The sequence below is a fragment of the Pseudomonas sp. ICMP 10191 genome (assembly GCF_001467335.1).
Classification (GTDB): domain Bacteria; phylum Pseudomonadota; class Gammaproteobacteria; order Pseudomonadales; family Pseudomonadaceae; genus Aquipseudomonas; species Aquipseudomonas cerasi.
In genome coordinates, this window is the sequence record NZ_LKGW01000135.1 from 182,578 (window position 1) to 196,416 (window position 13,839).

Annotated in this window: 14 protein-coding genes; 9 read left to right on the top strand and 5 right to left on the bottom strand. The window is 61.1% G+C overall.

Features of this window, described 5'->3' with window-relative positions; all coding sequences use genetic code 11:
• The first annotated feature begins 30 nt into the window (after positions 1-30).
• The 4 genes from AO388_RS21335 to lnt are packed head-to-tail and all read left to right on the top strand — an operon-like array spanning position 31 to position 3,943.
• On the top strand, positions 31-1,053 hold the full coding sequence (locus AO388_RS21335) for a PhoH family protein (protein ID WP_058417072.1): 1,023 nt from the start codon (positions 31-33) through the stop codon (positions 1,051-1,053).
• Positions 1,046-1,546, top strand: coding sequence for an rRNA maturation RNase YbeY (gene ybeY / locus AO388_RS21340; RefSeq protein WP_003368789.1), 501 nt, complete (start codon positions 1,046-1,048; stop codon positions 1,544-1,546). The genes AO388_RS21335 and ybeY overlap by 8 nt, the downstream gene beginning before the upstream one ends.
• A gap of 5 nt (positions 1,547-1,551) precedes the next feature.
• Positions 1,552-2,394, top strand: coding sequence for an HlyC/CorC family transporter (locus AO388_RS21345; RefSeq protein ID WP_003368790.1), 843 nt, complete (start codon positions 1,552-1,554; stop codon positions 2,392-2,394).
• A gap of 28 nt (positions 2,395-2,422) precedes the next feature.
• Complete coding sequence (lnt, locus tag AO388_RS21350) at positions 2,423-3,943, top strand: apolipoprotein N-acyltransferase (protein WP_003368791.1); 1,521 nt, start codon at positions 2,423-2,425, stop codon at positions 3,941-3,943.
• Positions 3,944-4,009: 66 nt separating this feature from the next.
• Here the strand turns inward: lnt and AO388_RS21355 are convergent, their stop codons facing one another.
• On the bottom strand, positions 4,010-4,780 hold the full coding sequence (locus AO388_RS21355) for a YdcF family protein (RefSeq protein ID WP_058417073.1): 771 nt from the start codon (positions 4,778-4,780) through the stop codon (positions 4,010-4,012).
• Positions 4,781-4,893: 113 nt separating this feature from the next.
• Complete coding sequence (locus AO388_RS21360; protein ID WP_058417074.1) at positions 4,894-5,235, bottom strand: hypothetical protein; 342 nt, start codon at positions 5,233-5,235, stop codon at positions 4,894-4,896.
• A gap of 312 nt (positions 5,236-5,547) precedes the next feature.
• Between AO388_RS21360 and leuS the strand changes: the two genes are divergently transcribed.
• The 5 genes from leuS to AO388_RS21385 all read left to right on the top strand — a co-directional run bounded on the left by leuS (position 5,548) and on the right by AO388_RS21385 (position 11,767).
• Complete coding sequence (gene leuS, locus AO388_RS21365; protein ID WP_058398064.1) at positions 5,548-8,154, top strand: leucine--tRNA ligase; 2,607 nt, start codon at positions 5,548-5,550, stop codon at positions 8,152-8,154.
• 89 nt (positions 8,155-8,243) lie between these two features.
• Positions 8,244-8,849, top strand: a complete 606-nt coding sequence (locus tag AO388_RS21370) for an LPS-assembly lipoprotein LptE (protein WP_003368795.1) — start codon at positions 8,244-8,246, stop codon at positions 8,847-8,849.
• Between the two features lie 41 nt (positions 8,850-8,890).
• Positions 8,891-9,928, top strand: a complete 1,038-nt coding sequence (gene holA / locus AO388_RS21375; RefSeq protein ID WP_003368796.1) for a DNA polymerase III subunit delta — start codon at positions 8,891-8,893, stop codon at positions 9,926-9,928.
• A 262-nt stretch (positions 9,929-10,190) separates the two neighbouring features.
• Positions 10,191-10,346: an alternative ribosome rescue factor ArfA gene (arfA, locus tag AO388_RS21380; protein WP_002555325.1), complete on the top strand. Its 156-nt coding sequence runs from the start codon at positions 10,191-10,193 to the stop codon at positions 10,344-10,346.
• An 83-nt stretch (positions 10,347-10,429) separates the two neighbouring features.
• Positions 10,430-11,767 (top strand): lytic murein transglycosylase, encoded by a 1,338-nt coding sequence (locus AO388_RS21385; RefSeq protein ID WP_003368797.1) that lies wholly within the window; start codon positions 10,430-10,432, stop codon positions 11,765-11,767.
• Positions 11,768-11,821: 54 nt separating this feature from the next.
• Here AO388_RS21385 and lipA read toward each other — a convergent pair whose 3' ends face one another.
• Genes lipA through AO388_RS21400 form a run of 3 tightly spaced genes read right to left on the bottom strand, consistent with a single transcriptional unit; the run spans position 11,822 to position 13,753 of the window.
• Positions 11,822-12,829, bottom strand: coding sequence for a lipoyl synthase (gene lipA, locus AO388_RS21390; RefSeq protein WP_002555327.1), 1,008 nt, complete (start codon positions 12,827-12,829; stop codon positions 11,822-11,824).
• Positions 12,822-13,478, bottom strand: coding sequence for a lipoyl(octanoyl) transferase LipB (lipB, locus tag AO388_RS21395; RefSeq protein ID WP_003368798.1), 657 nt, complete (start codon positions 13,476-13,478; stop codon positions 12,822-12,824). The genes lipA and lipB overlap by 8 nt, the downstream gene beginning before the upstream one ends.
• A complete protein-coding gene (locus tag AO388_RS21400; RefSeq protein ID WP_003368799.1) occupies positions 13,478-13,753 on the bottom strand; it encodes a DUF493 domain-containing protein in 276 nt (91 codons plus the stop codon). Before AO388_RS21400 ends, lipB begins: the two co-directional genes overlap by 1 nt.
• Positions 13,754-13,839 lie beyond the last annotated feature (86 nt).

Here is a 13,839-nt window from a genome sequence, read left to right on the forward strand (position 1 = left end):
CAATTGCCGCCGGACGGCCATTAAACGACCTTGAACGCACCCATAGAACCTCATCGCTTCACCCTCGAGCCTTTCGAGGCCCATCGTTTCGCCAACTTGTGCGGGCAACTCGACGAGCACTTGCGCCTGATCGAGCAACGCCTGGACATCGAGATCCGCAATCGCGGCAATCAATTCGAGCTGATTGGCGAAGCCAAACAAAATCATTCCGCCGAGAACCTTCTGCGCCGTCTGTACCGGGAAACCAAAGGTACCGAACTGACGCCGGACATGGTCCACCTGTTCCTTCAGGAATCGGGTGTGGACGGCCTCGACAATCACCCTGCCGCCGAAGTCGGCGTCTCGCTGCGCACCAAAAAGGGCATGATTCGCCCGCGCGGCCTGAACCAGCAGCGTTACGTCAAGGAAGTCCTCAGCAACGACATCAACTTCGGCATCGGCCCGGCGGGTACCGGCAAGACCTACCTGGCGGTGGCCTGCGCGGTGGATGCACTGGAGCGCGAGCAGATCCGACGCATCCTGCTGGTGCGCCCGGCGGTCGAGGCTGGCGAGAAGCTGGGCTTCCTGCCCGGCGATCTGGCACAGAAGATCGACCCGTACCTGCGCCCGCTGTACGACGCGCTGTACGAGATGCTCGGTTTCGAATACGTCGCCAAGCTGATCGAGAAGCAGGTCATTGAAGTGGCACCGCTGGCTTACATGCGCGGACGCACCCTTAATAACAGCTTCATCATTCTCGACGAAAGTCAGAACACCACCGTCGAGCAGATGAAGATGTTCCTGACCCGTATCGGCTTCGGCTCCACGGCCGTGATCACCGGCGACATCACCCAGGTCGACCTGCCGAAGGGCACTCGCTCCGGGCTGACGCACGTCATCGATGTGCTCAAGGACGTGCCGGGCATCAGCTTCACGCATTTCAAACCCAAGGATGTGGTTCGCCACCCGCTGGTTCAGCGCATCGTCGAAGCCTACGAGCGTTTCGACGACCGCCTCAGCGATGGTCCGTCGGGCAACAACAGTTACCCACGGGACAACCACCGCGATGCTTGAGCTGGACCTGCAGATTGCAAGCGAGACAAGCGCCCCTGACGAAGCCCGATTCCGCCTCTGGTGTGAAATGGGCCTGCGTCAGCGCAGTGCCGACTCCGAGCTGACCATCCGCCTGGTTGACGAAACCGAAGGGCGTGAGCTCAATCACACCTGGCGACACAAAAATTACGCAACAAACGTGCTTTCATTCCCGGCAGACGTTCCAGACGACATGCTGGACATCCCGTTGCTGGGTGATCTGGTTATCTGCGTTCCGGTCGTCAACCGTGAAGCCGTTGAACAGGGCAAGTCCGTCGACGCGCACTGGGCGCACATGGTCATTCATGGCTGCCTTCATCTGCTGGGTTACGACCACATCGATGATGAAGAAGCCGAAGAAATGGAAGCACTGGAACGAACGTTGCTTGAGGAGCTGGGCTATCCCGATCCCTACGCCGACGATGAAAGTGCCGACCATCCACATTCAGACACACCAAGCAAGGACCACGAGTAAGGGCTATGAGCGAAGACCGATCGAGCAACGGGCAAAAGTCATGGTTGGGTAAACTGACCCAGGCCTTTGTCCATGAGCCGAAAAACCGCCAGGAGCTGCTTGAGCTGCTGCGCGAAGCCCACCAGAACAAACTGCTGGACAGCGAAGCGCTGGCCATCGTCGAGGGCGCCATTCAAGTGGCTGACTTGCAAGTGCGCGACATCATGGTGCCGCGCTCGCAGATGATCAGCATCAAGGCGACCCAGACACCCCGGGAATTTCTGCCGGCGGTCATCGATGCTGCGCACTCGCGCTATCCGGTGATCGGCGAAAGCCACGATGATGTGCTCGGTGTGCTGCTGGCCAAGGATCTGCTGCCGCTGATCCTCAAGGCCGACGGTGACAGCGATGACGTCAAGAAGCTGCTGCGTCCGGCCACCTTCGTGCCCGAATCCAAGCGTCTCAACGTGCTGCTGCGCGAATTTCGCGCCAACCACAACCACATGGCCATCGTCATTGACGAATACGGCGGCGTGGCAGGTCTGGTGACCATCGAAGACGTGCTGGAACAGATCGTCGGCGATATCGAAGACGAGCATGACGTCGAGGAAGACAGCTACATCAAACCGCTGCCCAGCGGCGACTTCCTGGTCAAGGCCCTTACGCCGGTCGAGAATTTCAACGAATTCTTCGACAGCACGTTCTCGGACGACGAGTTCGATACTGTGGGCGGTCTGGTGATGAATGCCTTTGGCCATCTGCCCAAGCGCAACGAAATCACTGAAATCGGTGCCTATCGTTTCCGCATCCTGAGCGCTGACAGCCGTCGCATTCATTTGCTGCGCGTGACGCCCATTTCACGTCCGTAAACACTTGATGCTGCTTTAAGGAATCTACATGCGCTGGATAACCCGCCCCGGCTGGCCCGGTAACCTGCTGGCCCTGGCGGCTGGCGGGCTCACGACCCTGGCCCTGGCGCCCTTTGACCTCTGGCCTCTGGTGCTGGTCGCAGTGGCGATGTTCTATCTGGGCCTGCGCGACCTGAACCCGCGCCAGGCACTGGCCCGTGGCTGGTGCTATGGCTTCGGTCTGTACGGCGCTGGCACCAGCTGGATCTACGTCAGCATTCACACCTACGGCGGCGCTTCCGTGCTGTTGGCCGGGCTGCTGATGCTGTTGTTCATCGCCGCCATTGCCCTGTTCTTCGCCCTGCCCGCCTGGGTCTGGGCGCGCTGGCTGCGTCGCAATGAAGCACCGCTGGCCGATGCGCTGGCCTTCGCAGCGCTATGGCTATGGCAGGAAGCGTTTCGCGGCTGGTTTCTCACTGGTTTCCCGTGGCTCTACTCCGGCTACAGTCAGCTCGACGGCCCACTGGCCGGGCTTGCCCCCGTCGGCGGCGTATGGCTGATTTCGTTCTCGCTGGCGCTGACTGCTGCACTGTTGTGCAACCTGCACCGCCTGCGTGCACGCAAATCGTTTCTGGCCATGGGCGTGGTGCTGTTGCTGGCCCCGTGGGTGACAGGCCTGGCCCTCAAGGGTCACGCCTGGACATCGCCGTCCGGCGCGCCACTGAAAGTCGCGGCAATGCAGGGCAACGTCGAACAAAGCATGAAGTGGGACCCGCAAAAGCTTAACGATCAGCTGGCGCTGTACCGCGACATGACCTTCCGCTCGCAGCAGGCAGACCTGATCGTCTGGCCGGAAACCGCCGTGCCGGTGCTCAAGGAAAGCGCAGAAGGCTATCTGTCGATGATGGGCAAGTTCGCTTCGGACCGCGGCGCGGCGCTGATCACCGGCGTACCGGTGCGTGAACCGACCGGGCGCGGTGAGTATCGTTATTACAACGGCATCACGGTCACGGGTCAGGGTGACGGCACCTACTACAAGCAGAAGCTGGTGCCGTTCGGTGAGTACGTGCCGCTGCAGGACCTGCTGCGCGGGCTGATTTCCTTCTTCGATCTGCCAATGTCGGACTTCGCGCGCGGGCCGAACGATCAGGCGTTATTGCAGGCCAAGGGTTATCACATCGCGCCGTTCATCTGCTACGAAGTGGTCTATCCAGAGTTCGCCGCAGGCCTGTCGGCGCAAAGCGACCTGCTGCTGACGGTCAGCAACGACACCTGGTTCGGCACCTCGATCGGCCCTCTGCAACACTTGCAGATGGCCCAGATGCGCGCCCTTGAAGCAGGCCGCTGGATGATCCGGGCAACCAACAACGGCGTGACCGCGCTGATCGACCCGTTTGGCAAGATCACCGAGCAGATTCCGCAGTTCGAACGCGGCGTGCTGTACGGCGAAGTGGTGCCCATGCATGAACTCACGCCTTATCTGCACTGGCGCTCGTGGCCGCTGGCGATTGTCTGCCTGCTGCTGTTTGGCTGGGCGTTGATGGCGGCACGGATTTCCAAGACCGTCTGACTGCACCAAGCCGGTTTCATCTGCCTGCAGGTGGAATCGGCTTCAGATGGCCACTGCTTCAGATGATCATTGCCCCTTCCGATAGATCCACGGATAAACCAGCAAGCCTGCGGCTTCATTGAGCAGCATCCCGCTCTGCGTGAACACGCGACTTTCAGGCAGCCAGCCGCCAAAAGGCCGAGCATTGTCGACACCCAGATAGCCGACCGGCGCACTCACTACAGTAAAGCCCGCCTGCTCGAAGCTCCAGCGTGCCCGCGGCATGTGCCAGGCCTGAGTCACCAGCACCACGCGCTTGATGCCTTGCGGCTGCAGAACTGCGGCGCTCATGGTCGCGTTTTCCCACGTGGTGCGACTCAGCCCCTCCTGCCAGCGCACCGTCACAGCAAAATCGTCCTGCAGTGACTGCGCCATGATCGCCGCCTCGCTGGGCGGCTGGTCAAAATGCAGGCCGCCGGAGGTCAATATCGGCAGTCCGGATTCTTTCGCCAATCGAGCCGCCAGACGCAGGCGCTCCAGTCCAAGACCGGTGGGCGTGTCTGCACCCCAGGTCGGCGAGTTGCGCTCGCGCCCATTGCCCAGCACCACAATGGCGTCGGCCTGCTGCGCCAGCGTCGCCCATTGCTGTTGCGGCAAGGGCGGGATCTGCTCAAGTTTACGCGCTGCGAACTCTAAGGCGACCGGCAGGCTCATCAGCCACAATCCGCCGAGGCCGACCGCAAAGGATACCGTCGCCAGTCGTGGCCGGGAGCGACGCAGCCACCAGCCAAGAATCAGCAGGACAAACAGGATACCGGGCGGCAAAAGAAGGGTTTTGAGCAGGTAGCGCAAGGGCATCGGGACATCTCCATGAGTGCCCGCAGCCTAGAATGTTTACAGACACGCGACAATGCCTGAAGCAGGAAGCCCGAAATGGCCAGGCCCTTGGCCCGCGTGCAGGCAGGCAATGCCTAAGTGTTACGGCCCAGCCGCACTGACGCCCTGGCTCGTCGCCGATCTTTCAGCCACACGATGGTGGCTGACGCACGGGGCGACCTGCCATGTTCCGCAGCCGCCAGAGCGCTGCCCGCAGGCATGTCGACGACAACTGCGCCTGCGTCCCCGTTGCCCTTTTCGAGATAGGCTTCGATCAACCGGAACTCGGCATGGCTCAACCCCTTGAGCTCAAGCTCGGCAGGCGACTCGTTTCGGAGCCGGACCGAGGTACTCGCCGTCTCGAGTGCCAGTCCGAGACGATCGATCAGACGCTCATACAGCCTGGTCAGGCTTGCAACATGCTGCAACTCTGTCATCCACTCACCTCATCGAAGATAATCATCACCCTCGCGTTTGAGCTTAGCGCTGCTGCAAGAACCGGTAGGGGACTACGACCAACGGCCAGATGAGGTTGCCGGCCGGGCGTTGAGCCCGCAAGGGACGCAATCAGGGTTTCCCTCGATAGACGGCCCTCATGTATGCTACTGCGCTTCCTGTAATTCCACTTCCGCGCTCTTGAGCCTGAACGCACCGCACAGACAGTTGCAAATGTCCGCCACGCGGTGCCGACCTGACTCGGCGAAGCAATGAAGAGGTCAAGGGTCACTAATCCTTAGTAAAAAGTAGCCATGCACGAACTCTATCAGCCCCGTGAAATCGAAGCCGCCGCCCAAACGTTCTGGGATGAGCAAAAGTCTTTTGAAGTCAGTGAACAGCCAGGCAAGGACACCTTCTACTGCCTGTCGATGTTTCCTTACCCGAGCGGCAAGCTGCACATGGGTCATGTGCGCAACTACACCATTGGTGACGTGATCTCCCGCTACCAGCGCATGCTGGGCAAGAATGTTCTGCAACCACTGGGCTGGGACGCTTTCGGCATGCCGGCTGAAAACGCCGCCATCGACAACAACGTCGCGCCGGCCAAGTGGACCTACGAAAACATCGATTACATGAAGACCCAGCTCAAGAGCCTGGGTCTGGCGGTTGACTGGTCGCGCGAAGTCACCACCTGCAAGCCTGATTACTACCGCTGGGAACAATGGCTGTTCACTCGCCTGTTCGAAAAGGGTGTGATCTACCGCAAGAACGGCACCGTGAACTGGGACCCGATCGACCAGACCGTACTGGCCAACGAGCAGGTCATCGACGGCCGCGGCTGGCGTTCCGGCGCGCTGATCGAAAAGCGCGAAATCCCGATGTACTACTTCAAGATCACCGCGTACGCCGATGAGCTGCTGGAAAGCCTCGACGAACTGCCGGGCTGGCCTGAACAGGTCAAGACCATGCAGCGCAACTGGATCGGCCGTTCGCGCGGCATGGAAGTGCAGTTTCCGTACGACCAGGCCTCGATCGGCGAAGCCGGTGCCCTGAAAGTCTTCACCACCCGCCCTGACACCCTGATGGGTGCGACCTACGTCGCGGTGGCGGCCGAACACCCGCTGGCAACCCTGGCCGCGCAAGGCAACCCAGCCCTGCAGGCGTTCATCGATGAATGCAAGGGCGGCAGCGTTGCCGAAGCCGACGTTGCCACGCAGGAAAAGAAAGGCCAGGCGACTTCGTTGTTCGTCGAGCATCCACTGACTGGCGAGAAACTGCCGGTGTGGGTCGCCAACTACGTGCTGATGCACTACGGCGATGGCGCGGTCATGGCTGTACCGGCGCACGACGAGCGTGATTTCGAGTTTGCCACCCAGTACGGTCTGCCGATCAAGCCCGTGGTCCGCACCAGCGCCGGCGACGAAACACCTGCCCCATGGCAGCCGGCCTACGGCGAGCATGGCGAGCTGATCAATTCCGGCGAATTCACCGGCCTGACCTTCCAGGACGCGTTCGACGCCATTGAAGCCGCACTGGTCAAGAAATCCCTGGGCCAGTCCCGTACCCAGTTCCGCCTGCGCGACTGGGGTATCAGCCGCCAGCGTTACTGGGGCTGCCCGATTCCTATCGTGCATTGCGACACCTGCGGCGACGTGCCGGTCCCGGAAGACCAGTTGCCGGTTGTCCTGCCGGAAGACGTCGTGCCCGACGGCGCTGGCTCGCCACTGGCACGCATGCCCGAGTTCTACGAGTGCAGCTGCCCGAAATGCGGCGCACCGGCCAAGCGTGAAACCGACACCATGGACACCTTCGTCGAGTCCTCGTGGTACTACGCGCGCTATGCCTCACCGCATTACGAGGGTGGTCTGGTCGAGCCGAACGCTGCCAACCACTGGCTCCCGGTGGATCAGTACATCGGTGGTATCGAACACGCGATCCTGCACCTGCTCTATGCGCGCTTCTTCCACAAGCTGATGCGCGACGAAGGCCTGGTGACCTCGAACGAACCGTTCAAGAACCTGCTCACCCAGGGCATGGTCAACGCCGAAACCTACTTCCGCATGGAAACCAGCGGCAAGAAGACCTGGATCAACCCGGCCGATGTGACCCTCGAAAGAGACGCCAAGGCCAAGGTGATCAGCGCCACATTGACCAGCGATGGCCTGCCGGTGGAAATCGGCGGCACTGAAAAGATGTCGAAGTCGAAGAAAAACGGCATCGACCCGCAGACCATGATCGACCAGTACGGCGCCGACACCTGCCGCCTGTTCATGATGTTCGCCTCCCCGCCCGATATGAGCCTGGAATGGTCCGACTCGGGCGTCGAAGGTTCGCATCGTTTCCTGCGCCGCGTATGGCGTCTGGCCCAGGCGCACGTGGCTCAAGGCCCGTCGACCGGCCTGGACGTTGCGGCATTGTCCGATGAGCAGAAAGCCATCCGCCGCGCGATTCATCAGGCGATCAAACAGGCGAGCCAGGATATTGGCCAGAACCAGAAATTCAACACCGCTGTCGCGCAAGTGATGACGCTGATGAACGTGCTGGAAAAAGCCCCGCAGGACACACCGCAGGATCGCGCACTGATGCAGGAAGGCGTGGAAACCGTCGCCCTGCTGCTGGCGCCTATCACGCCGCACATCAGCCACGAACTGTGGAAGCAACTGGGCCACAATGAGCCGGTGATCGACGCGGGCTGGCCTGCATTCGATGCAAACGCACTGGTGCAGGACAGTCTGCAACTGGTGATTCAGGTCAACGGCAAGCTGCGCGGTCACATCGAGATGCCTGCCAGCGCCAGTCGCGAAGAAGTCGAAGCGGCCGCACGCGTCAACGAGAACGTATTGCGCTTCACTGATGGCCTGACCATTCGCAAGGTGATCGTCGTGCCTGGCAAGCTGGTCAACATCGTCGCAAGCTGATTGGATCGGGCGCCCGGCAAACGCAGGGCGCCGAACATATTTCCAGGGCACGCACTGGCGGCCCAAACGGATTCAAGGGGAGCATCAAGATGATCAAACGCAATTTGCTGGTGATGGGCCTGGCTGTTCTGTTGAGTGCCTGTGGCTTCCATCTGCGTGGCACCGGCACCACCGAGCTGGCGATCAAGGAGCTGGATGTCAGCGCCCGCAACGCCTATGGCGACACCGTGACGCAACTCACTCGCCTGCTGACCAGCTCTGGCGTCAAGGTCTACACGGGCGCGCCTTACAAGCTGATGCTGACCAACGAAGCCGAGACTCAACGGGTCATCAGCTACTCGGGCTCGGGTCGCTCGGCTGAATACCAGCTGACCACCACCCTGACCTATGAAGTGCATGGCGACAAGGATCGCTTCCTGCTTGGCGATAAAGTCACCGCAGACCGTTCCTACGTACACGACGGCAACAACCTGACCGGTTCCGACCAGGAAGCCTCTCAGGTTCGTCAGGAAATGCGCAACGACCTGATCCAGAAACTGATGGCTCGCTTGCAGCAACTGACCCCTTCGCGCCTGGACGAGCTGCAGGCCAAGGCCGATGCGGTTGCCAAGGCCGAAGCCGACGCACTCGAGGCTGCTCAGCGAATCCGCGACGAGACGCCTCAGCAGTCGCCTGTCGAAGTTCCAGCCAGATAAGTGTTCGGGGCCGGCTTTCCGGCCCCGACATGCTCTGACTCATGAAACTCGCCCCCGCCCAACTCGGCAAGCACTTGCAAGGCACACTTGCGCCCGTCTATGTGATCAGCGGTGACGATCCGCTGCTCTGTCAGGAAGCGGCTGACGCCATTCGCGCGGCCGCACGCCAGCAGGGCTTCGATGAGCGCCAGGTGTTCAGCGCCGACGCCAGCTTCGACTGGGGCACATTGCTCCAGGCGGGTGCCAGCATGTCGCTGTTTGCCGAACGCCGTCTCCTGGAGTTGCGTCTGCCCTCCGGCAAGCCCGGCGACAAGGGTGCTGCGGCGCTCATGGAATATTGCGCCAGACCTGCCGAAGACACCCTGCTGCTGATCAGCCTGCCCAAGCTCGATGGCAGTGCGCAGAAAACCAAATGGGGCAAGGCTCTGGTTGAGGGTGCGCAAACCCAGTTCGTGCAAATCTGGCCGGTGGACATCGGCCAGCTGCCGCAATGGATTCGCCAGCGCCTGTCGCAGGCGGGTCTGGCAGCGACTCAGGACGCCGTCGAACTGATCGCGGCCCGGGTCGAAGGCAACCTGCTGGCCGCCGCGCAGGAAATCGAAAAGCTCAAGCTGATGGCCGAAGAAGGCCAGATCACCGTCGAGACTGTGCAGGCGGCGGTAGCCGACAGTGCCCGCTTCGACGTATTTGGCCTGACCGATGCCGTGCTCAATGGCGAAGCTGCCCATGCCCTGCGCATGCTCGAAGGACTACGTGGCGAAGGGGTCGAGACGCCGGTGATTCTCTGGGCATTGACCCGTGAACTGCGCGCCCTGGCCAATATGTCGCAACAGTTCAGTCAGGGCGTGCCGCTGGACAAGGTCTTCAGCTCGGCACGCCCGCCGATCTGGGACAAGCGCAAGCCACTGATGAGCAAAGCCCTGCAACGCCACTCGGCAAAACGCTGGAGCCAGTTGCTCATGGATGCGCAACGCATCGATGCGCAGATCAAAGGCCAGGCAGCAGGCTCGCCCTGGAGCAGCCTGAGCAGGCTGGCGCTGCTGATGGCGGGGCAACGATTGGCACTGCCTGCGGAGTAGGCAGATGTTGTCGACTCTCGTTCCCACGCTCTGCGTCCTCTTTTGACGTGGAGCGTCACTAACTGCATGCCGACGCAGAGCATCGGCACGATAATCAAGCGATGGTTCTATTCATGCCCCTTCGCGAGCAAGCTCGCTCCCACAGGTCTACAGTCACTCGGCCAATCACGTGCTCAGCGTCATAGCACACGACTATTAGACACACGCGCCGTTCTGCCCGATGATTTGCATCGCTTTACAACACCCATCAGGAGCACCCGCCATGAGCAAGCCAAAGCGGCCGAACAAGGCCAAATCCATCATCGCCCAGCCCTTGTTCCGCAGTCGTCAGGAACAACCCGCCAAGGGCAAAGGCAGCTACCGCCGCGAAGCCTTCCAGTCTAAAAGCTGGGAGGCTTCCTGCTTTATGGCAGCCTGATATCGAGCAACATTTCCGGGGCGCTTTCAACCGCTTAGCCGTGTTATGGTCTGCACCTAACGGTAATACCCTTGGACTCAAGCATGCCTTCTCGTTTTACCCATCGCCCGCAGCTGCGCCAACTCATCGCTGCCTCCAGTCTTGTTGCCCTGGTAGCCTGCGCAGAAAAACCCACTGCAGCCGATGCCACGCCTCTTCAATCCAGCAAGGTGCAGACAAACGCTCCTGCCGTGGCGCCTACGCCAGCGCTGGTCGTTGATGACAACCTCACGATTCAGCCCGCCGTCAGCTTCAGCGAATGGCAGGCCGGCTTTCGTGCCCAGGCGTTGAAGGCAGGTATCCGTGCGGACGTATTCGATCTGGCATTTGCCGGCGTCACCCCCGACATGAGCGTGGTCAAGGCCGACCGCAGTCAGCCTGAATTCAGCCGCCCGGTCTGGGAATACCTCGACGGTGCCATCTCTGCCGTACGTGTGCGCAAGGGTCAGGCGCTGCTTTCGCAGTATGCCGACGACCTGCAGAAGATCGAGCAGCAGTACGGCGTGGATCGTCAGGCGCTGGTCGCGGTATGGGGCATGGAAAGTAACTTCGGCTCGTTCCAGGGCACGCAATCCGTCATTCGCTCACTGGCAACGCTGGCCTACGAAGGCCGTCGTCCCGGTTTTGCACAGAGCCAATTGCTGGCCGCGCTGGAAATCATCCAGCATGGCGACATCACACCGGACAAGATGCTGGGTTCGTGGGCCGGTGCGATGGGCCAGACCCAGTTCATCCCAACCACCTACAACACCCATGCCGTGGATTTTGACGGCGATGGCCGCCGCGATATCTGGAACACCCCTGCCGATGCCCTGGCCTCCACCGCACACTACCTGCAAAGCTCCGGCTGGCAGCGTGGTCAGCCCTGGGGCTTTGAAGTGGTGCTCGGCTCGGGATTCGATTACTCGCTGGCCGACTCGACGACCCGCAAGAGTCTCGCTGAATGGCAACAACTGGGCTTGAAACAACCGGACGGCTCAGCCATTCCGGTCGCCGCCAGCCAGCAGCAAGCCACCTTGTTGTTGCCAGCCGGTTATCGCGGGCCAGCCTTCCTGGTGCTGGACAACTTCCGCGCGATTCTCAAGTACAACAACTCGACCTCCTACGCGTTGGCGATCAGCCTGCTTTCCGATCGCTTCAAGGGCGCGGGTTATGTAGTGGGCAGCTGGCCACGCGGAGACCTGCCGCTGAGCCGCTCAGAGCGCATTGAGTTGCAAACCCTGCTCTCGGCACGCCAGTACGACGCAGGCGCGCCAGACGGCATTATCGGCGCTAACACACGCAAGGCCATCCGCAGTGCGCAGCAATCGTTCGGCTGGCCAGCCGATGGTTATCCGACACATGAATTGCTGGAGAACCTGCGCAAGCCTGTCGGGCAGTAATCGGGAGGACGCGGAGCGTCCAGAACGGCATGCCCACGCGGAGCGTNCGTGCTGTCAGAGCATTGCCTTGGCGATCTTGGCCTGCTCGTCGGCGTGGTACGAAGAGCGTACCAGTGGCCCGGACGCGACGTTCTTGAAGCCCATCTTGTAGCCTTCTTCGGCGAACCAGGCAAAGGTGTCCGGGTGGACAAAGCGCTGCACGGGCAAGTGATTGCGCGAAGGCTGCAGGTATTGACCCAGAGTGAGCATGTCGATGTCGTGCTCACGCATGCGCTGCATGACCTCGATGACCTCTTCGTCAGTCTCGCCCAGCCCCAGCATCAAACCGGACTTGGTCGGTACGTGCGGGACCATCTGCTTGAAGCGCTGCAGCAGGGTCAGCGACCACTGGTAGTCCGAACCCGGACGCGCAGCCTTGTACAGACGCGGCACGGTTTCCAGGTTGTGGTTGAACACATCCGGCGGCTCGGCGGCGGTGATTTCCAACGCAACGTCCATCCGGCCACGGTAATCCGGCACCAGCGTTTCGAGCTGTACGCCCGGCGACAGCAGGCGGATTTCACGGATGCAGTCGGCGAAGTGCTGAGCGCCGCCGTCACGCAAGTCGTCACGGTCCACCGAGGTGATGACCACGTACTTCAGGCGCAGGTCGGCAATCGCGATGGCGAGGCTCTTCGGTTCGTTGACGTCGAGCGGCTTCGGACGGCCGTGGCCCACGTCACAGAACGGGCAGCGACGGGTGCAGATGTCGCCCATGATCATGAACGTTGCAGTGCCACCGGAGAAGCACTCGCCCAGGTTGGGGCAGGACGCCTCTTCACAGACGCTGTGCAGCTTGTGCTTGCGCAGCAATTGCTTGATGCGGTCGACTTCCGGAGAAACCGGGATGCGCACGCGAATCCAGTCGGGCTTCTTCGGCAGATCTACCGTCGGGATGATCTTGACCGGGATGCGCGCAACCTTTTCCGCTCCGCGAAGCTTGACGCCCGCTTCGACTTTCGGACGGGCCACTCGCTCGGAAACATCCAGCGTCGGGATCAGGGTTTGCACGGTGTCAGTCATAATGGTTTATTCCGCCCGTAAGGGTCGCCTGCTCAGCGTAGTCGAGGTGTTTGACGAGCTGCGCACGCAGTCGGGCACTTACCTCGGAAAATTCTATCTGCCCTGCCTGATCGCTCAGTTGGGTCATGGCCAGCCCCGCGTATCCGCAAGGGTTGATGCGGCGGAACGGCTCAAGGTCCATGTCGACGTTCAACGCCAGGCCATGAAACGAACAGCCGTTGCGAATGCGTAGACCGAGTGACGCGACTTTCGCGCCATCAACGTATACGCCAGGGGCATCAGCCTTGGCTGCTGCCTTGACGCCGTAGTCGGCGAGCAAGGCGATGAGGGTGTTCTCGATCCGGGTGACCAGATCACGAACACCGAAACCAAGGCGCCTGACGTCCAGCATCAGATAAGCCACCAGTTGGCCCGGGCCATGATAAGTCACTTGGCCGCCACGATCGACCTGTACGACAGGAATATTACCCGGCAGCAGCAAATGCTCGGGCTTGCCGGACTGTCCCTGGGTGAAAACCGGCGGATGCTGGACCAGCCAGACTTCATCGGCAGCCTCGCGGCCACGCTCGTCGGTAAAGCGCTTCATGGCGTGCCAGGCGGTTTCGTAATCGATCAGGCCCAGATCACGAAAACCCAGCGTACCCGCCATCAGAGCACCATGTGCACGAAACCCGTAGCGCGCAAGGCACTATTGATATCGCGCAACTGGTCTTCGCCGGTAGCAACAATGTGCAATTGCACAGTGGTGTATTTGCCGTTGCTGCTCTGCCGCTCGGCGAGCGTCTTGAGGTCGACCGTGGCGTGCTTCTTAAGCACTTCCATCACGGCCGCCGTAAAGCCCACACTGGTGTCACCGATCACCTTGATCGGATAGTCATTGCAGGGAAATTCGATTTTGTGCGACTTGATGTCGGTATCGGTCATGGCAGTAAAGGTCTCACAAGCCGTGACGACGGACACGCGGCCCGCTCAGATCATGAGCAGGCCGCGAGAAGGTCGGCATTGGTTAC